Annotated in this window: 15 protein-coding genes; 10 read left to right on the top strand and 5 right to left on the bottom strand. The window is 72.4% G+C overall.

Annotated features, from left to right (window positions below; translation table 11 throughout):
- Positions 1-4 precede the first annotated feature (4 nt).
- Positions 5-1003, bottom strand: coding sequence for a ligase-associated DNA damage response exonuclease (locus QFW80_RS00655; protein ID WP_280598975.1), 999 nt, complete (start codon positions 1001-1003; stop codon positions 5-7).
- Positions 1004-1218: 215 nt separating this feature from the next.
- Between QFW80_RS00655 and QFW80_RS00660 the strand changes: the two genes are divergently transcribed.
- The 6 genes from QFW80_RS00660 to putP all read left to right on the top strand — a co-directional run bounded on the left by QFW80_RS00660 (position 1219) and on the right by putP (position 7157).
- The gene (locus tag QFW80_RS00660; RefSeq protein ID WP_280598976.1) at positions 1219-2502 is read left to right on the top strand and encodes a putative DNA modification/repair radical SAM protein; all 1284 of its coding nucleotides are present in this window, start codon (positions 1219-1221) and stop codon (positions 2500-2502) included.
- Positions 2503-2541: 39 nt separating this feature from the next.
- Positions 2542-3993, top strand: coding sequence for a UdgX family uracil-DNA binding protein (locus tag QFW80_RS00665; protein WP_280599048.1), 1452 nt, complete (start codon positions 2542-2544; stop codon positions 3991-3993).
- A gap of 375 nt (positions 3994-4368) precedes the next feature.
- Positions 4369-4758 (top strand): YciI family protein, encoded by a 390-nt coding sequence (locus tag QFW80_RS00670; protein ID WP_280598978.1) that lies wholly within the window; start codon positions 4369-4371, stop codon positions 4756-4758.
- A gap of 68 nt (positions 4759-4826) precedes the next feature.
- Positions 4827-5057 carry a hypothetical protein gene (locus QFW80_RS00675; RefSeq protein ID WP_280598980.1) on the top strand — a complete coding sequence of 77 codons (231 nt, stop codon included), beginning with the start codon at positions 4827-4829 and terminating at the stop codon, positions 5055-5057.
- Complete coding sequence (locus QFW80_RS00680) at positions 4985-5242, top strand: hypothetical protein (protein ID WP_280598981.1); 258 nt, start codon at positions 4985-4987, stop codon at positions 5240-5242. The genes QFW80_RS00675 and QFW80_RS00680 overlap by 73 nt, the downstream gene beginning before the upstream one ends.
- A gap of 427 nt (positions 5243-5669) precedes the next feature.
- Positions 5670-7157, top strand: coding sequence for a sodium/proline symporter PutP (gene putP, locus QFW80_RS00685; protein ID WP_280598983.1), 1488 nt, complete (start codon positions 5670-5672; stop codon positions 7155-7157).
- A gap of 446 nt (positions 7158-7603) precedes the next feature.
- On the opposite strand, the gene QFW80_RS00690 is transcribed toward putP, so the two are convergent.
- The 4 genes from QFW80_RS00690 to QFW80_RS00705 form a co-directional block, all read right to left on the bottom strand.
- Positions 7604-8563 (bottom strand): DUF5694 domain-containing protein, encoded by a 960-nt coding sequence (locus QFW80_RS00690; RefSeq protein WP_280598984.1) that lies wholly within the window; start codon positions 8561-8563, stop codon positions 7604-7606.
- A gap of 608 nt (positions 8564-9171) precedes the next feature.
- Positions 9172-9954 (bottom strand): hypothetical protein, encoded by a 783-nt coding sequence (locus QFW80_RS00695; RefSeq protein ID WP_280598986.1) that lies wholly within the window; start codon positions 9952-9954, stop codon positions 9172-9174.
- 363 nt (positions 9955-10317) lie between these two features.
- Positions 10318-12432: an NHL repeat-containing protein gene (locus tag QFW80_RS00700; protein ID WP_280598988.1), complete on the bottom strand. Its 2115-nt coding sequence runs from the start codon at positions 12430-12432 to the stop codon at positions 10318-10320.
- 8 nt (positions 12433-12440) lie between these two features.
- The gene (locus QFW80_RS00705; protein WP_280598990.1) at positions 12441-13610 is read right to left on the bottom strand and encodes a class I SAM-dependent rRNA methyltransferase; all 1170 of its coding nucleotides are present in this window, start codon (positions 13608-13610) and stop codon (positions 12441-12443) included.
- A gap of 246 nt (positions 13611-13856) precedes the next feature.
- Between QFW80_RS00705 and QFW80_RS00710 the strand changes: the two genes are divergently transcribed.
- From QFW80_RS00710 to QFW80_RS00725, 4 genes are all read left to right on the top strand, one after another.
- Entirely contained in the window at positions 13857-14816 is a 960-nt protein-coding gene (locus QFW80_RS00710) for a TerC family protein (protein ID WP_280598991.1), read from the top strand.
- 93 nt (positions 14817-14909) lie between these two features.
- On the top strand, positions 14910-15692 hold the full coding sequence (locus tag QFW80_RS00715) for a rhomboid family intramembrane serine protease (RefSeq protein ID WP_280598994.1): 783 nt from the start codon (positions 14910-14912) through the stop codon (positions 15690-15692).
- 810 nt (positions 15693-16502) lie between these two features.
- A complete protein-coding gene (locus QFW80_RS00720; protein WP_280598996.1) occupies positions 16503-17666 on the top strand; it encodes a glycoside hydrolase family 18 protein in 1164 nt (387 codons plus the stop codon).
- A 140-nt stretch (positions 17667-17806) separates the two neighbouring features.
- Entirely contained in the window at positions 17807-18895 is a 1089-nt protein-coding gene (locus tag QFW80_RS00725) for a serine hydrolase domain-containing protein (RefSeq protein WP_425603474.1), read from the top strand.
- The last annotated feature ends 256 nt before the right edge of the window (positions 18896-19151 follow it).

Here is a 19151-nt window from a genome sequence, read left to right on the forward strand (position 1 = left end):
GCGCTCAGTCCTCGTCGCCGTAGCCGGTGCGGAAGGCGCCGGCGTCCATGCCGTCCTCGCACAGCGCGCGCACGATGGCGTCGGTGTTGCCGTGGGTGGCAATGATGCGGGTGGCGCCGGTCTCGCGCACGGTGCGCATGAGGTCCGGCCAGTCGGCGTGGTCGGAGACCACGAAGCCGCGGTCGTAGTTGCGGCGCCGGCGGTTGCCGCGGATGCGCATCCAGCCCGAGGCGAAGCCGGTCTGGGCGCGGCGGAAGCGGCGCAGCCACGCGCTGCCCGCGGCGGACGGCGGCGCCAGCACCAGGCGGCCGGCGAAGTCCGCGCCCTTGGCGAGGTCGGAGACGGGTTCGGTCGGCGGCAGGGCGATGCCGGCGCCGCGATATACGTCGACGCCGCTGGCGATCGCGCCGTGCAGCAGCACCGGCGTGTCGACGTGCGGGGCCAGTTCGGCCAGCACCCGCTGCGCCTTGCCCAGCGCGTAGCAGAACAGCACCGCGGCCACGCCCTCGGCCGCGCAGTCGCGCTGCCACTCGGCGATCTCGTGCGCCACCTCGCCGGTGTCCGGCCAGCGGTACACCGGCAGACCGAAGGTCGCCTCGGTGATGAAGGTGTCGCAGGGCACCACCTCGAACGGCGCGCAGGTGGGGTCGGGCTGGCGCTTGTAGTCGCCGGAGGCCACCCACACGCGGCCGTCGGCCTCGATCCGCACCTGGGCCGAACCCAGCACGTGCCCGGCCGGGTGCAGCGACACCCGCGCGCGGCCGAGGTCGAACGCCTCGCCGTAGTCGCGCGCGTGGTAGCGCTGCGCGCCGAGCCGCCACTCCAGGATCGGCAGGCTCTCGCGCACGCAGTGGTATTCGCCCATGCCGCCGCGGGCGTGGTCGCCGTGGCCGTGGGTGATCACCGCGCGCGGCACCGGCCGCCAGGGGTCGATGTGGAAATCGCCGGCGGGGCAGTACAGGCCTTCGGGCCGCAGTTCGACCAGGTCGCGCACGGACGCCATCGTCAGCCCGCGGGGGCCGGCGGCGGAGCCGGAAAACGGGACGCGAGCGGGAGCGGGGACATCGGACGACGGCGGCGGCGGACGGGACTCTGGAGACTGCACGGCGGCGCGTGCAGGCCGGGCGAACGCACGGGCCTGAACGCGGTCGCGGCGATGTTCATGATCGCCGCGGCCGCGTCTCACGGATTGAGACTGGCGCCGCCCACCCTGCAGCGATGGAAACTGCCCGCAAACTGGCCATCCTCGCCGATGCCGCCAAGTACGACGCCTCCTGCGCCTCCAGCGGCGCCGGGAAGCGGCATTCGCTGGGCAGCGGCGGGATCGGCAGCACCGAGGGCATGGGCATCTGCCACAGCTACACGCCCGACGGGCGCTGCGTGTCGCTGCTCAAGATCCTGCTCACCAACTTCTGCGTCTACGACTGCGCGTACTGCGTCAACCGGGTCTCGAGCAACGTGCCGCGCGCGCGCTTCACCGTCGACGAGGTGGTGCAGCTCACCCTCGACTTCTACCGCCGCAACTACATCGAGGGGCTGTTCCTCTCCAGCGGCATCATCCGCAACGGCGACTACACCATGGAGCAACTGGTGGAAGTGGCGCGCTGCCTGCGCGAGGAGCACCGCTTCGCCGGCTATATCCACCTCAAGACCATTCCCGAGGCCTCGCCCGAACTGCTGGCCGCCGCCGGCCGCTACGCCGACCGGCTGTCGATCAATGTCGAGCTGCCCACCGAGGCGGGGCTGGCGAAGTTCGCGCCGGAAAAGCGGCTGCCGGCGATCCGCGGCGCGATGGGCGAGCTGCGCTGGCGGATCGAGGAGTCGAAGCAGGCCCGCGCGCCGAAGCCCAAGGCCGCGACCACACCCGCCGCCGCACCGAAGCGGCGCGCCCCGCGCTTCGCGCCCGCCGGCCAGAGCACGCAGATGATCGTCGGTGCCGACGGCGCGGACGACCGCGCGATCCTGACGATGGCCGACAACCTGTACGGCAACTACCGGCTGCGGCGCGTGTACTACTCCGCCTTCAGCCCGATCCCCGACGCCAGCCGCGCGCTGCCGCCGCAGGCGCCGCCGCTGCTGCGCGAACACCGGCTGTACCAGGCCGACTGGCTGCTGCGTTTCTACGACTACCGCATCGACGAGATCGCCGGCGGCCGCGGCGACGGCATGCTCGACCTCGACGTGGATCCCAAGCTCGGCTGGGCGCTGCGCCATCCCGAGCGCTTCCCGGTCGACCTCAATACCGCGGCGAAAGAGCTGCTGCTGCGCGTGCCCGGCCTGGGCGTGCGCAACGTGCAGCGGGTGCTGGCGGCGCGGCGGCACGGACGGCTGCGGGTCGCCGACCTGGCGCGCCTGCGCGCGCCGCTGACCAAGCTGCTGCCGTTCGTGCAGCTGGCCGACCACCATCCGCGGCGGTCGCTGGACGATCCGCAGGCGCTGCGCGCGCGGCTGGCGCCGCCGCCGCGGCAGGGATCGCTGTTCGACGCCGCCGCGGCGGCCTGAGTGGAGCGCTGGTCGGCGCGGGTCGACCCGCCGTGGGACATGGCGGCCTGGCGCGACGTCGCACGCGCGGCGCTGCGCGCCCAGGTGCCACCCGACGCGCTGGACTGGCTCGAAGGCGATGCGCCGGCGCCGCTGCTCGCCGCGCCCGACGTCGCCGACGCACCGGCGCGGGACGACGCGCCGCGCGTGCCGAAGGCGCTGCTCGAGCTCGCACCCGCGCTGCTGTGCCACCGCGAACCGCAGCGCCTGGGGCTGCTCTACCGGCTGCTGTGGCGCGCGACGCACGGCGAGCCGGCGCTGCTGTCCAATCCCGCCGACGCCGACGTGCGCCGCGCGCAGGCCTGGGTGCAGGCCGTGCGCCGCGACGCGCACAAGATGAAGGCCTTCGTGCGCTTCCGCGCCGTGCCCGGCGACGACAACGCCTTCATCGCCTGGTTCGAACCCGAGCACCGCATCGTCGACCGGGTCGCGCCGTTCTTCGCGCGCCGCTTCGCCGGCATGCGCTGGGCGATCCTGACGCCGTACCGCAGCGCGCACTGGGACGGCGCGGCACTGGCGTTCGGCGACGGCGCCGTGCGCGCCGACGCGCCGCCCGACGATGCGCGCGAGGACCTGTGGCGCACCTACTACGCGCACATCTTCAACCCCGCCCGGCTCAACCCGCGGATGATGCGCCAGGAGATGCCGGTCAAGTACTGGAAGCACCTGCCCGAAGCGCAGCTGCTGCCGGGCCTGGTGCGCGAGGCCGGCGTGCGCGTGCGCGAGATGGCCGAGCGCGAGCATCAGGCGCCGCGACGCAGGCTCGCCGGACAGCCGGCGATCGACCCCACCCCCGCGCCCGTCGATCCGCGCACCGCTGCCGCGCCGACGCTCCAGGCGCTGCGCGACGCGGCGCGCAGCTGCCGCGCCTGCCCGCTGTGGGAGCCGGCGACCCAGGTGGTGTTCGGCGAAGGGCCTGCACACGCGCGCATCGTGCTGGTCGGCGAACAGCCCGGCGACACCGAGGACCTCACCGGGCGCCCGTTCACCGGTCCCGCCGGCCAGCTGCTGGACCGCGCGCTGGCCGAGCTCGGCATCGACCGCGCGCAGCTGTACCTCACCAATGCGGTGAAGCATTTCCGGTTCGAGCAGCGCGGCAAACGCCGCCTGCACCGCAATCCCGAGGCGGGCCACGTGCAGGCGTGCCGTCCGTGGCTGGCACGCGAGCTTGCGCTGCTGCAGCCCGAGGTGGTGGTGTGCCTGGGCGCCACCGCCGCGCTCGCGCTGATGGGCCGCGGCTTCCGGCTGATGGACGAGCGCGGGCGCTGGCACCGGCTCGCCGATGGCGGCCGCATGCTGGCCACCGTGCACCCGGCCTGGATCCTGCGCCAGCAGGACGACGCGGCGCGCGAAGCGGCCTATGCCGGTTTCGTCGCAGACCTCGCAGCCCTAGCCGGCGTCGCCAGCGCGCCAATCGCGCCGAGGTCCGCTCCCGAAACCCGCCCCACGTAGCCCGGGCAAGCGCAGCGCACCCGGGGCCATCTTCACCCCGCATCGCACATCGCGCATCGACCCCGGATGCGGCCTTCGGCCTTATCCGGGCTACGCGTCTCGCGCTCTTCCACATGCGTAGCCCGGGCAAGCGCAGCGCACCCGGGGACCATCCCGCATCCTTACCGCACACCGCGCCTCGATCCCGAAAGCGGCCTGCGGCCTTGTCCGGGCTACGCGTTGATCCGGGCGACGCGCTCCTTTTCCACGGCCGGCCGGATTATCGGCGGCATCTGCAAGAACGGAACGTCGTCGACACGAGCGCCCGGCATGCGCCACTTCCGCCCGCCGGCGCTTCGCGCTAGCGTGCGCGGTTTCCGCATGGAGTGACACGCCGTGGCCGACGATGCCGGTGCCCAGGACTTCCTCGTGCTGTCGCGCGGCCAGTGGCGCCGCGATGCGTCGGCGGACGAGATCCAGTCCGCGATCGACGCGTTCTACGTGTGGATCGAGGACCACATTGCCGCCGGCCGGATGAAGACCGGCGAACGCCTCGCACGCGCCGGCGCCACGGTGTCGGCGAAGGGCGTGACCCTCGACGGTCCGTTCGGCGAGACCAAGGAGCTGGTGGGCGGCTACTGGTTCGCGGTCGCGCCGTCGCTGGAGGACGCGGCGGCGCTGCTCGCCACCAGTCCCACGCTGGCCTGCGGGCTGTTCTTCGAGGTGCGACCGCTGGAGCTGGAACGCGCGAGCGCGCACGTGCGCAGCAACGAAACGCCCGACTGATCCCGCACCCCTCGACGCGCAGCGCGCGGTCCGCACCGCACGCGCGCCAAGCCGAACGAGAGCCCCGCGTGCCTGCTGCGCCCGCCACCCGCCACGCCACCCCCGCCGACACGCGCGCCGCGGTCGATGCGCTGATGGCCACGCTCACGCATCCGCACAAGGCCTCGATCGAGGCCCTGCGCGCGGCGATCCTGGCGGTGGATCCGTCGATCGCCGAAGGCGTGAAGTGGAACGCGCCGAGCTTCCGCACGCACGAGTACTTCGCCACCTTCCACCTGCGCGCCAGGGGATCGTCCTGATCCTGCACCTGGGCGCGAAGGCGCGCGACCTGCCGGCGGGTGGACTGGCGATCGACGATCCCGACAACCTGCTGCGCTGGCTCGGGCCGGACCGCGCGCAGGTGACGTTCGCCGACGCCGCCGACGCATCGCGACGCACCTCGTCGCTGCAGGCGCTGCTGCGGCAGTGGATCGCATACGTCTGAGCGTCCGCCGCGGCTGAGCTGCGCGACGCCCGCGAGGATGGTCCCGGGCTCACGGTCGGCCACTCGGCGCGCACCATGGCCAGCCAGGCCAAAACGCCGCCACCAGGGGCCGGCGCTCGCCGATCCGCACAGCGGACGGGACGCCGGCAGCGTCCAGTGCGCAGCGGCGAGCCGTGGATCCCGGCTTGGACATGGCGCTTCGCGCCGAAGCACCACGACCCGACATCGCACACCGAAGACGCGACGCGACCCGCCCGCGTCGCCGCGGCAGCGAGGACGCGCTGCGCTCGCACGATGAAGCCGCATATGCCCACGTTCCGCGCCCGGGCGACGGGCCCGAATGCTGCCGCGCACGGACCGTCCGGCATTGGCGTCGCCACCGCGCTTTGGGTCACACTCGCCGCCTGCCATCACCCGGACGTCCCGCATGCGTTTCGATTCGCCGCTGTTCCTCACGTTTTCCGCCTACCTGCTGCTGATGGTCGGCATCGGCTTCATCGCCTGGCGGCGCACGCGCACGTTCGACGACTACATCCTCGGCGGGCGCTCGCTGGGCAGCTACGTCACCGCGCTGGCGGCGGGCGCGTCGGACATGAGCGGCTGGCTGATGATGGGCCTGCCCGGGGCGCTGTACCTGGGTGGCGCGTCGGAAGCGTGGATCGCGATCGGGCTGGTGCTCGGGGCCTGGGCCAACTGGCGCTTCGTCGCCGGGCCGCTGCGCGTGTACACCGAGCGCGCGAACAACGCGCTCACCCTGCCCGACTACTTCACCCACCGCTTCGAGGACCGCAGCCGCCTGCTGCGGATCCTCTCGGCGGTGGTGATCCTGGTGTTCTTCGCCATCTACTGCGCCTCGGGCATCGTCGCCGGCGCGCGGCTGTTCGAGAGCATGTTCGGCCTGCCCTACGGCCAGGCGATGCTGTGGGGTGCGGCGGTGACCATCGCCTATACCTTCATCGGCGGCTTCCTCGCGGTGAGCTGGACCGACACCGTGCAGGCGACGCTGATGATCTTCGCCCTGCTGCTGGTGCCGGTGTTCGCGATCATCGGCGTCGGCGGTCCCGGCGAGGCGCTGGCGGTGGTGGAACAGGTCGATCCGTCGCGGCTGGAATGGGTGGGCACCGGCGGCGTGATCGCGATCGTCTCGCTGCTGGCCTGGGGCCTGGGCTACGTGGGCCAGCCGCACCTGCTGGCGCGCTTCATGGCCGCCGACAGCCTGGCCACGATCCCGCGCGCGCGCCGGATCGCGATGACCTGGATGGTGCTGTGCCTGGCCGGCGCGATGGCAACCGGCTTCTTCGGCATCGCCTGGTTCGCCGCGCATCCGGAGGTCGCCGGGCCGGTGGACGCCAACCCCGAGCGCGTGTTCATCGCGCTGTCGGAGCTGCTGTTCAACCCGTGGATCGCCGGCGTGCTGCTGTCGGCGATCCTGGCCGCGATCATGAGCACGCTGGCGGCGCAGCTGCTGGTGTGCTCGAGCGCGCTCACCGAGGACTTCTACCGCGGGTTCCTGCGCCCGCGCGCCGGCCACGGCGAGCTGGTGTGGTTCGGTCGCGCCATGGTGCTGGGCGTGGCCCTGCTGGCGATGTGGATCGCGCGCGATCCGGAGTCGCGCGTGCTGGGGCTCGTGTCGTACGCCTGGGCCGGCTTCGGCGCGGCGTTCGGCCCGGTGGTGGTGCTGTCGCTGTTCTGGAAGCGGATGACGCGCAACGGCGCGCTGGCAGGCATGCTGGCCGGCGCGGTGACGGTGATCGCGTGGAAGCAGACCGGCAGCGCGCTGTACGAGATGGTGCCGGGCTTCATTGCCGCCGTGGTGGCGATCGTGGTGGTGAGCCTGCTCGGCCGCGCACCGTCGCCGCAGCTGCAGGCGCGGCATGAACAGGTGCGGGCAACGTTGTCCGAGAACGGGTACTGATCGGAGGTTGCGCGGGGCCCCGGATGCGGCCTTTGGCCTGATCCGGGCTACGCGGTGCAGGTGAGACGGCGTCGGCCTCGTAGCCGGATAAGCGCAGCGCATCCGGGGACCAATGCGTCTCGTAGCGCGGACACGCGCAGCGCATCCGGCAACCGATCAGTTCGACGGCCCACGCCCCGCGCTATGCGCCCCGGCGCCCGCTCCTCGGGAGGAGTAGCGTCCGCACCCTGCGACGCTCCGGCGGGGCAGGCGTCGCCGACTGGGGGCTGCTACCGCGGGTGTTGCGGATGCGGGCGTCAGCCCGATCCGGCTACGCCAGCTGCGCCGCCCGGACGCGCCCGCACGACCATGCCGACATCCGGGCCGTCCTTCGGCGACTGGCCCGACTCGTGGAACCGCGCATTCGTGCTGGTGATGTCCGCGTGCGGAATCCCGACCGTCGCGCGTCACTCCCCGCCGAGCGCGCGCGCCGCGTCCACCACCTCCACGCCCTGCAGCTGGCCGAGCAGGCGATCGAACCAGGCCTTGTGCGAGGCGCCGACGATCGACAGCACGCGCGCACCCGGCCGCTCGCGGAAGGTGCTGGCGATGTTGGCCACCATGCGCAGGTTGCGCGTGTCCCAGCCGGCGACGTACTGGCGGCCGAAGCGCTGCGGCGACGGCTCCGCCAGCGCCAGCGCGAAATCGCACCTCATCGGCATGGGCTGGTAGTCGGCGCCATTGGTGTGGCGGTACAGCGGCAGCAGGTCCGGCGCGTCGCGCAGGGCCTGGTCGCGCGCGCGCAGCGCCTTGCATGCGTCGGGCGCGCTGTCCCAGGCGCCGCGGATCGCGGTCGCGAACCCGTCCAGGTCGTCGATGCGCACGTTGTCGCCGGTGTGGTCGTCGACCGGATGCACGCGCTGCAGCCCCAGGCGCACCGCCAGCGCGACGGCGATCACCGTGTTCTCGTTGTCCGAGTCGGCGCGCTTGCGCAGGCTGGCGACCAGCGCGTCGTCGAGGCCGTCGCCGGCGTGGCGCTGCGCCTCATCCAGGTGCAGCCACTGCACCAGGGCCGAGTTCGGATCGCCGGCGGCGAGGAAGGTCGCGGCCAGGCGTCGCCGCTGCGCGGGCGTGGGCGCATCCGGCCAGTCGCGGAGCTGGCGCTCTACCGCGGCGATCGCCGCCGGCACGTCAAGCCCGGTCGAGGCCTGCGCGGCGGCGGCGTCCGGGCAGTACTGCGCGCGCCCCTCGGGATCGTAGACCTCCGGATGACGCGCCATCAGGTCGCAGGTCTCGCCGGGCATCGCCTCGATGGTGATGATCTGCGGATCGAACGCGGCCAGCTGGCGCAGTACCGGTTCGATCGCCGCGGACGTGACCTTGCCGCCGCCTTCCTGCGCCAGGTGCACGGTACCGAGCACCAGCACGCGGGTGGGGTCTCCGGACAGGCGCGCGGCGGGCGCATTGGCGGTCGCGAAGGAGGCCGATGGGCCCGATGCTGCGGTTCCGGGGACCGTGACGGCCGCCCTGTGCGATGCGGGATCCGCACCTGAGGTAGCGCCGGGCGTCGCGCCTGTTGCCGCCTGCGTCGTCACGACTGCGGTGGTGCCCGTCGCGACGGCTGCCGTTGCGAAGCTCGGCACGGCGGTGGCAGACGTTGCAGCGGCCGTGGTGCTCCTGCGGGCGGGAGCGGTTGCGGCGGTCGCGGCGGCTTCTGCGACAGCGGCAGGCGCGTCAGGCGCGTGGGAACCCTGCGCCAGCGCAGCGGACGCGGGCGCAAGGACGAGCAGCAGGACGGGCAGCAGCGGGCGATGCATCACGGCCTCCGGGCGATGGCGATGGAGCCGCAGAGGGGCATCGGCGCGGCGGCGCCATGACACGCGAACGGGGCCGGGAAATCATGGCCGGATGGTCACGGTGACCATCGAGCGGGGAGCGCCGCCGCGTCCGCGGTCATGCGCCGATCCCTCTGCCGCGCGTCGGTAGAGGGATCGGCTCGCGCGGGACAGCCGCGTCACGCCTGCTCGACCGCGCTTCAGAAATCCCAGCGGCCCGACAGCGTCACCGGCACCGACACGCGGCTGCCGGTGTCGTTGATGCTGGCCAGGCCGAGGCCGCCGATGGCGCTGTCGTCGTCCTTCAGGTCGCCGGTGTAGCGCACGCCGCTGGCGAGTGTGACGCTGAAGGTCTCCGACACGGGCATGATCACGCCGACGTCCAAGCCACCCGTCGGCGACCAGCCGGACTCGTAGAACGGCGCATTGGCGATGGTGATGCCCGCATCCGGGATTTCGAACGTCGCGCGGATCTCGTCGGTGCGGGTGGCGCCCAGGCGCGCGCCGACGAACGGACGCGCGCTGCCGGCGGTGCCGAAGTAGTAGCGGTAGCCGACTTCCGCCGACAGCGCCTCGTAGTCGCCGAAGGTGCCGTACACCGGCAGCGTGGTGTCCAGCGCCGGCACGAACGCGCCGCCGACCATGACCGTGCCCTCGTCGGCGCTGGTCTGGCGCACCTGGCCGACGATCTCGCGCCGCTCGTCGAACGCGTAGGCGAACTCGAGGCCATAGGTGGTGGCAAGGTCGTAGATGCGATCGTGGCTGCGCGACTCGATGCGCAGTTCGGCGTCGACGCCGGCCAGCGCCGGGTTCAGCGGGCCGAGGTCGGGCACCGCGGCGGTGGCGCCGTCGTGCACGTCGCCGCTGAGCGGCACGTCGACGCCGCCGAAGACCGACATGGACCAGCGCCCTGCCTCGGGACCGGCGGCATGCGCCGTGGTTGCGAACAGGGCGGTGAAGGGAATGGCGAGCCAGGTGCGCATGGGACTGCTCCGTAGAGGTTTGAGGTGGGGCCTCATCGAATGGCGATGGTGCGGAAGCGACGCTAGGCAGCGCGCCGTTACACAATCGTCAAACGCCGACTTGTACGAAGGCTGTACATCCCGGCCTTGGGACCGGGGCCCCACCCGCCGTCAGTCGGTCCATCACTCCTCGACGTCCCGACCACCGCACAGCGGCAGTCCTGCCAGCCGGCGGCACACCTGGCATGGGCGGCCGCGTTGGGCCCCGGCAGTGGGCCGTCCCGCCGGACTGCCCAAGGCCGCCCCGCTCGCGCGCCTGTGCCTGGTCTGGTGGACGCCCCCCGTCGCGTGCCGCGGCGGTCGCCACCCAGCCGTCGTCCGCCCTCAGTCCGCCCGCAGCCGTACCGGCAGGTCGGTGGCGCCGATGGCGCGGTTGCCCGCCGCGTCCACGCCGACCGCGCGCACCAGGTAGTCGCCCGCCGGCAGCGGCGCCGGGTCCCAGCGCGCTTCGGCGACGGTGTCGCCGCGCACGATGTTGCTGGGCACGTACAGGAAGCGCGTGCGCGCCGCGCCGTGCACGGTGATGCCGCTGTCGGCGGCATAGGCGGTCAGCACCGCCTCGGGGTGCGCGGGCATGCGCGAGAAATCGAGGTTCATCCGCGGCGCCTCGAACCCGGGCGCGGGCGTTCCGTCGGCGTGCAGCACCAGGTAGCCGATGCGGTGCAGGCCGAGCCGCCGCCGCGGCAGGTTGCCGTCCACCTGGTCCCAGGCATCGACCACCACCTGCAGCCCGCCACCGCCGCGCGGCACCAGCACGCGGCCGTCCTCGCGCGCGGCCAGCGGCATGCCGGCATTGTCCAGCAGCGACACGCCGTCGATGCGTGGCGGCACCGTGTCGCGGTAGCCGTGGAAGCCGAGCCGGATCGCGTTGTGCTGGTGTCCGTACGGGCCGACGATCAGGTGCGTGTGCGCCTGCGGGTTCACCGTGCCGAGCGCGTCGCCGGCCGCGAACCGCGTGCCGCGCAGGATCCGCACCAGCGACGGCCGGCCGTCGTCGCCCTGTTCGATCAGGAAGCGCGACGGGTCGAGGTTGCGCCCCTGCGCGGTGCGGCCGACGCGCATGTGCAGGAACGTCAGCTCGTCGACCGACACGCCCTCGGCCTGGCCCCCGAAGCTGAAGGCGGCCAGCGGGCTGGTGACCTTGGCGTCCATCAGCGCGCGCACCGGGGTGCCGATGTCGGCGCGCACGTCCAGGCCGTTGTGCAGGTGGCTGCGGCTTTCGCCGCTGAAGTTGCCGCGCACCTCGCCCAGGGTGCCCACCACCTCGTGCCAGCCGTCCTGCGGCGCGAACGGCCAGCGCCGGGCGGTGTCGGGCAGCGGGCGCTCCGGGCGCGGGCCGACGGGTCCGTCGCCCGGACCGTCGGCGCCACGGGGCACGATGCGGTGCAGGCGATGGCCCGCCGCATCGGCCAGCAGCAGGCTGCCGTCGGCCTCCAGCCACAGGCCCGCGGCGCGCGCGGCCCACTGCGCGGGCGCGGCGCCGGTGAGCACGCGCGCACGGCCATCGGGGCTCACCTGCAGCACCCGGCCCGGCGAGAGCGTGCCGACGTACAGCACGCCATCGTGCGTGACCGCCAGCGACAGCGGGCGGTCGATGTCCACCGCGTCCCACGCCGTGGGCCGCCAGGTGTGCACGCGGCCGTCGGGGTCGATCCGGCGCAGCGCGCGGTTGCCGGTATCGGCCACCCACACCGTGCCGTCGCCGGCCACCGCCAGCGCGGTCGGGGTGTCGAAACGCGCCTGCGCACCAGAGCCGTCGGCGAAGCCGCGCGCGCCGCCGGCCAGCGTGCGCACGCGGCCGCCGGCTTCGATCACGCGGATGCGGTCGTTCCAGGTATCGGCCACGTACACCCGGCCGACCGCGTCCACCGCCACGCCCATCGGGCCGCGGAACTGCGCCAGCGCGGCGTCGCCCTCGCGCAGGCCGGCGACGCCGGTGCCGGCCAGCGTCGTCACCGCACCATTGCGTGCGATGCGGCGGATGGCGTGGTTGCCGGTGTCGGCCACAAGCAGCGCGCCGAAGCGGTCCACCGCGAGCGACGCGGGCGTGTGGAACCTGGCCGCGGCGCCGATGCCGTCGCGGAAGCCTTCGCCCGACCCGGCGAACGTGGTCACCGCGCCATCGGGCGCGATCCGCCGGATCCGGTTCGCGGTACCGCCATCGGCCACGAACACGCTGCCGTCCGGCCCCCGGACCACGCCCCAGGGTTCATCGAAGCGCGCGTCGAGCACGTGGCCGTCGCGTGCGCCGCGCAGGCCGGTGCCGGCGAGCGGGACGAGGCGCGCGGTCCAGTCGAAGGCGGTCGGCGCCGGCGGCGGCAGCGGCGGTCGCAGCCAGTCGCGCAGCGCCGGCCAGAACGTGGCCGCCAGCGCCAGCGCGGTGAGCGCGGCCACCGCCCACAGCGCGCGCCGCACGCCGCGCGGCGCGCGCGGCGCCACCCGCCGGTTCAATCCAGCACGCGGCAGAACACCGCCTTGAGGTAGCGCGATTCCTGCACGTGGGCCAGGAACGGATGGTCGGGGCCGGCGCCGGACACCTTCAGCACCTGCACCGTGCGTCCGGCGTAGAACGCGGCGCGGCGCAGCATGTCGAGGAACTGCTCCTCGCTCACCAGGCCGGTGCACGAGAACGTGGCCAGCAGGCCGCCGGGCTTCACCACGCCCAGCGCCAGCTTGTTCATGTCCAGGTACTTCTTCAGCGCGTTGATCACCTGCTCGCGGTCGCGGGTCATCTTCGCCGGATCCAGCACCACCACGTCGAACTGCTCGCCGTTGTTCGCCGCATCGCGCAGCCACGGGAAGATGTCGGCCTGCACGAAGCGCGGGCGCACGTGGTTGAGCCTGGCGTTGGCGCGGGCGATCTCCAGCACCGCCTCGTCGATGTCGATGCCCACCACCTCGGCCGCGCCGCGCACCGCGGCGTACACGCCGAAGCCGCCGGTGTTGCAGCACAGGTCGAGCACGCGCTGGCCGGCGCAGCGGTGCGAGAGCCATTCGCGGTTGTCGCGCTGGTCGGCGAAGAAGCCGGTCTTGTGGGCGCCGGCCGGATCGGCCAGGAAGCGGATGCCGTGCTCGGTGATGGTGGCCGCTTCGGTGCCCGAGGTGCCGTGGAAATCGAACGATTCCTGCTTCTGCACGTGTTCGTCGGCGGCGGCGTGGAAGCGGCAGCCCGGGAACTGCGCGCGCAGGGCGTCGAAGATCCACTCGCGGTGACGGAACATGCCGGCGCTGAAGAACTCCATCACCAGCAGGTCGTCGTAGCGGTCCACCACCAGGCCCGACAGCCCGTCGCCCTCGCTGTGCACCACGCGCCAGGCATTCGAGATCCCGTCCAGGCGCAGCACGTCGCGCCGCAGGCGCACCGCCCCGGCGATCTTGGCGGCGAACCAGGCCGCGTCCACGGCCACGTCCGGGTCGGTCTCCAGGATCCGCAGCGCGATGCGCGAGTGGCCGTTGTAGAACCCGCGCCCGATCCAGACCCCGTCCTGGCCGACGATGTCGACGATGCTGCCCGGCTTGGGCCGCGGAGTAGGCTTGTCCACCAGCTTCTGGAAGATCCAGGGGTGGTTCGACCGCCAGGCGTTGCGCAGGCGGATGGTGGGGATGGCGTCGGTCATCGCGCCAGTGTATCCGCCCGCTTGACCGGGCCGGCCGGGCGCCCCCAGAATGCGCGCCGAAGGGGAGTAGCTCCCAGCGCGCCGGCCGTCATTTCGAGCAGTCATGCTCCGGTCCCGCGGCAGCCCATACCGGGCTGTGAGCAAGACCTTCGCCGCGTCGGCGAAGGTGCGTTCCCGGAATCCCGTGCATGGACTCCGCGCCGCCAGCGCCCGCGGCCGTCCTCCACCTTTCCCACGGATTCCTCGATGGACACGATCGGCAACGTCTGGCTGTGGTCCGGTTTCACCGGCCTGGTCCTGCTCGCGCTCATGGTCGACCTGGTGCTGATGCGCCACGGCGGCGCGCACAAGGTCACGTTCAAGGAGGCGGCGTGGTGGAGCCTGGGCTGGGTGGCCCTGGCGCTGGCCTTCAACGCCGCGCTGTGGTGGTACATCGGCCAGGACGCGGGGCCCGACGAGGCGCGCCGCATCGGGCTGGAGTTCCTGACCGGCTACCTGGTCGAGAAGGCGCTGGCGGTCGACAACATCTTCGTGTTCCTGATGCTGATGACCTATTTCGCGGTGCCCGAGGAGCAGCGCCAGCGGGTGCTGGTGATCGGCATCCTGCTGGCGATCGTGCTGCGCGCGATCCTGATCTTCGCCGGCGCGGCGCTGATCGCGAACTTCCACTGGATGCTCTACGTGTTCGGCGCGTTCCTGCTGCTGACCGGCGTGAAGATGTGGTTCGCCGCCGGCAAGGAACCGAACCTCGAGAACAACCCCGTGCTGCGCTGGCTGACGGGGCACGTGCCGTTCGTGCGCCGCTACTACGGCAGCGCGCTGTGGCTGGGCAGCGGCCGCCGGCGCAAGTTCACCCCGCTGTTCATCGTGCTGGTGATGATCGGGATCACCGACGTGATCTTCGCGGTGGATTCGATCCCGGCGATCTTCGCCATCACCACCGACCCGTTCATCGTGCTGACCTCGAACGTGTTCGCGGTGCTCGGCCTGCGCGCGATGTTCTTCCTGCTGGCCGGCATGGCGGAGCGCTTCCACCTGCTGCCGTACGGGCTGGCGATCGTCCTGGTGTTCATCGGCGCGAAGATGCTGCTGATCGACATCTACAAGATCCCGGTGCTGTGGTCGCTGGGCGTGGTGGCGGTGATCCTGGCCTGCACCGTGGCGCTGAGCCTGGCGCGGCCGCCGCGACCGCTCGCGGGGCACTGAACCGGGCCGGCGGCCCGGGCGCCGCCGCCTCGGCGCCGTGCGGGCCGCGGCACCAGCCCTTGCATCGCCACGATTCGACGCCACCTCCCGACGATGCACCTGCCCACCCCCGACGATCCGCTCGACCCCGAGGCCCAGCGCGCGGCCGACAAGCGCCGGCTGGCCTCGGCGGCGAAGGGCAGCGTGGTGTTCGTGCTGGCCCTGGTGATCGTGTTCGGCCTGCAGGGGCTGGGCGACTACCGCGCGTTCGCGGTCGAGCCGCGCGTGCTGGCCGGGCTGCCGGGGCTGTTCAGCGCGCCGCTGCTGCATGGTTCGCCCGAACACCTGGTGGCGAATGCGACCGCGCTGCTGCTGCTCGGCACGCTGGCGCTGGCGGTGTATCCGCGCGCCACCCTGCGCGCGCTGCCGCTGATGTGGCTGGGTTCGGGCCTGGGCGCGTGGCTGCTGGGCGATGCGGGCTCGTTCCACCTCGGCGCCAGCGGCGTGACCCACGGGCTGATGTTCCTGGTGTTCGTGCTCGGCCTGCTGCGACGCGACCGGCCGTCGATCGCCGCGGGCATGATCGCGTTCCTGTTCTACGGCGGCATGCTGCTGACGGTACTGCCGCAGGAGCCGGGCGTGTCGTGGCAGTCGCACCTGGGCGGTGCGGTGGGCGGTATCGTCGCCGCATTCCTGCTGCGTCGCGCCGACCCGGTGCCGCCGCGGCGACGCTACAGCTGGGAGATCGAGGAAGAAGAAGCCGAGCGCCTGGCGCAGGCCGAACGCGACACCTTCGAACCCGGCTCGCCGCAGGACGTGCCGGTCCTGTGGAAGCGCGAGCCGCGCGAGGACGAGGAGCGCGGCGTGGTGCTGCGGTTTCCGCCGAGGGAGCGGTAGGCGGTAGGCGGTAGGGGGTAGGCGGTAGGCGATTGGCGATTGGCGGCAGGAAGCTGGTCGTTCTCCGCGATGATCGCGACGTGCGCCTCCGTTCGGTTCGTGGCCGATCGTCACGATGGAAGCCTTACGGACCACTTTACGCCGTCGCCTCGAAGCTTCGTTCGTCGCGGCCTTCGGATGTCGGGGCTTCGGATCGCCGCCGCGTCCTGGCGGCCGGGAATCGCTCTCCGCTCGATCAGGGCCGGCCCGGCGCAGCGCGCCGGGCGTTCACGCGGATGTGCGGCATGCCGCACAGGCGATCCGCGCTCACCCTGACTCGCGCGCAACACATCAATGTGTTGCTCGACGCGATCCCCGGCCGCCAGAACACGGCTCCCGAAGGCTGGTGTCGCGATGCCTTGGTCGGACTGTTCCTGCTTGCGTGGGCGCTTCGCGGCACTATGCCGATGGGTCACGCCGTGGCCTGCAACTGCGTAGCCCGGATAAGGCCGAAGGCCGCATCCGGGACCCCACGTCAATGAGCTGACTCCGAACGCTCGTCGCCTTTCGTCGCGCGATACCAGAACATCCGCCTCTCCACTCTCGCGTCCGCCCTCCTCGCCTCTGCTCGCCCGAATCGAAGGCGTCGCTCGACATTGTGCGGTACGGACCGCCCTGGCGACGTCGCGCGACTCGCGGGCGCCGATGCGAGCGGGGCAAATGCGCTTGGCCTGTGCCGGCCTCGACGTACAACATGCCGCCCCGAAGGAGCGCGGCGCGCCGCCGCGTCGATCGTGTACGGTGTCGCCTCCCCGAAACGGAGAGGGCGACATGCGGCGATCCTGGTGGCTGGGCATGGCGGCGATCGTGTGGTTCGCCGCGACCGCAAGCGCGGTGGTGGCGGCGGAGCCCAACGAATCGATCGCAAGGGACACGCCGCGCGCCCCGCGCCTGGTCGCCTACCTGCTCGACCGCGACGCGCCGCTGCCGGCCATCGATGCCGGCAAGCTCGACACCGTCGTGTACTCGTTCGCCGTGGTCGATGCCGACCACCGCGTGCACCTGCCGCGTGCCGGCATGGCCGAACGGCTGACGCAGCTGGCCGAACGCCACGATGGAGTCCCACGTGCCGACGTGCTGCTGGCCATCGGCGGCTGGGGCGCGGACCACTTTTCCGAAGCCGCCGCCAGCGAGGACGCACGCCGCACCTTCGCCGATACCGCGGTGGCGCTGGTGCGCACGCACGATCTCGACGGCCTCGACATCGACTGGGAATACCCCGCCCTGCCCGGCCCCGGCATCAGCCACTCGCCGGCCGACCGCGACAATTTCCCGCTGATGCTGCAGGCATTGCGCGAGGCGCTCGACGCGCTCTCGGCGCAGACCGGCCGCCGCTACCGGCTCACCATCGCCGCCGCCGACGGCGAGGCCGCGGCCGGGCTCGACCTGCCGCGCATCGTGCCGCTGGTCGACGCCATCCACCTGATGACCTACGACTTCTTCGGCGCCGGCAGCGCGCGCACCGGCCACCATGCCGGGCTGTACCGCTCGGCGGGCGCGAGCGGTGCGGCCGATCGCGACACCACGCGCGCGGTCGACGAATTCCTGGCCGCCGGTGTGCCGCCGCACAAGCTCGTCCCCGGCGCGGCGTTCTACGGCAAGGCCTTCCGCACCACGACCACCGAAGGCGCCGGCCTGCACCAGCCGTTCGACGGCGAGGTGTCGTTCGTGACCTGGGCCGAGCTGCAGCAGGGGTACCTCGACACGCCCGCGTTCGAACGCCATCTCGACCCGCAGGCGCAGGCCGCGTGGCTGTGGAACCCGGGCACGCGCAGCTTCGTCAGCTACGAAAGCCCGGACACCGTCCGCGCCAAGGCCGCCTACGCACGCCTGCGCGGCCTGGACGGGCTGATGTTCTGGGACCTCGGCGGCGACGACGCGCGCGGCACGTTGCTCGAGGCCGCGCATCGGGGGCTGCGCGGCGGAGACGACTGAGGACGAGACTTGCGATCGAGGCGGTATCCCGATCACGTGAGGTCCCGGATGCGGCCGTTGGCCTTGTCCGGGCTACGCGGCCGGCCGGCGGTGTGCGCACTGATCCGGGGTCAATGCGGCCGCGTCGCTACAATCGGCCCATGCGCACCGCCGCCCTGCTGCTCTCCTGCCTGCTCGCGGCCTGTGCCAGCGGAGGCGAGACGATGCAGTCCACGGCCGAACGGGTCGATTCGATGATGGCGGCGTACGACGGGCCGGTGCCTGGCGCGGCGCTGCTGGTGCTGCGCGACGGCGTGCCGGTGGTGCGCAAGGGCTACGGCCTGGCCGACCTGGAGCGCGGCATCGCGGTCGGCCCGGACACGAACTTCCGCCTGGCCTCGGTGAGCAAGCAGTTCACCGTCGCCGCGATCCTGCTGCTGGCGCAGGACGGCGCGCTGTCGCTGGACGACCCGGTGCGGCGCTGGCTGCCGTCGCTGCCCCCGTCGGCCGACGCCATCACCCTGCACCACCTGCTCACCCACACCTCGGGCCTGGTCGACTACGAGGACGTGATGCCCGACGCGATCGACGGCCAGCTGCGCGACGCCGACGTGCTGCGCCTGCTGGAAGCGCAGGATCGCCTGTACTTCGCGCCCGGCAGCGGCTACCGCTACAGCAACAGCGGCTATGCGCTGCTCGCGCTGGTCGTCGGCCAAGCCTCAGAACAGGATCTCGCTACGTTCCTGCGCGAACGGATCTTCAAGCCGCTGGGCATGGACGGCACGCTCGCGTTCGAGGACGGCATCTCCACCGTGTCCCGCCGCGCCTACGGCTACAGCGCCGCCGGCGACGGCTGGACCCGCACCGACCAGAGCAGCACCAGCGCGGTGCTCGGCGACGGCGGCCTCTATTCCTCGATCGACGATCTGGCGAAATGGGACGCCGCGCTGCGCGACGACCGCCTGCTGTCACACGCCTCGCGCGCGCTCGCCTTCACCGCCCACACCGCCACCGACGAGGCCGACGTGGACGGCTATGGGTACGGCTGGCGCCTCCATGGGGAGGGCGCGGACCGGCTGGTGTGGCACTCGGGCGAAACCATCGGCTTCCGCAACGTGATCCTGCGCTGGCCGGAGCGGGGGCTGACGGTGGTGCTGCTCACGAATCGCAACGACCCCGAGCCGTACGGGCTGGCGCGGCGGATTGCGGAAGAATTTCTGGCGCAAGAATTCGCACCGGGGCAGACATAACGTGCTCCCGAACCTAGGGAATCCAGCCCCCGTCCCCTCTTTTCGCTGTCGTGCGTGCTTGCCCTGCGCAGGATAGTCGAGGCGTTCGTCCATCGCCATTCTCTGGGATGCAGGCGGATCCGGTGTCGCTCCTGCCGTCAGTCGAACGGACAGGGGGCGACTCCTGATGAAGCTCTATTCTCGCCGCATGGGGGAACTTCCAATAGAGTCCCGCCAACACAATTCTCACGCCCAGCTGCACCACCGAACCTGCAGG

The sequence above is a fragment of the Luteimonas rhizosphaericola genome, assembly GCF_029888045.1.
GTDB classification, from domain to species: Bacteria; Pseudomonadota; Gammaproteobacteria; order Xanthomonadales; family Xanthomonadaceae; genus Luteimonas; species Luteimonas rhizosphaericola.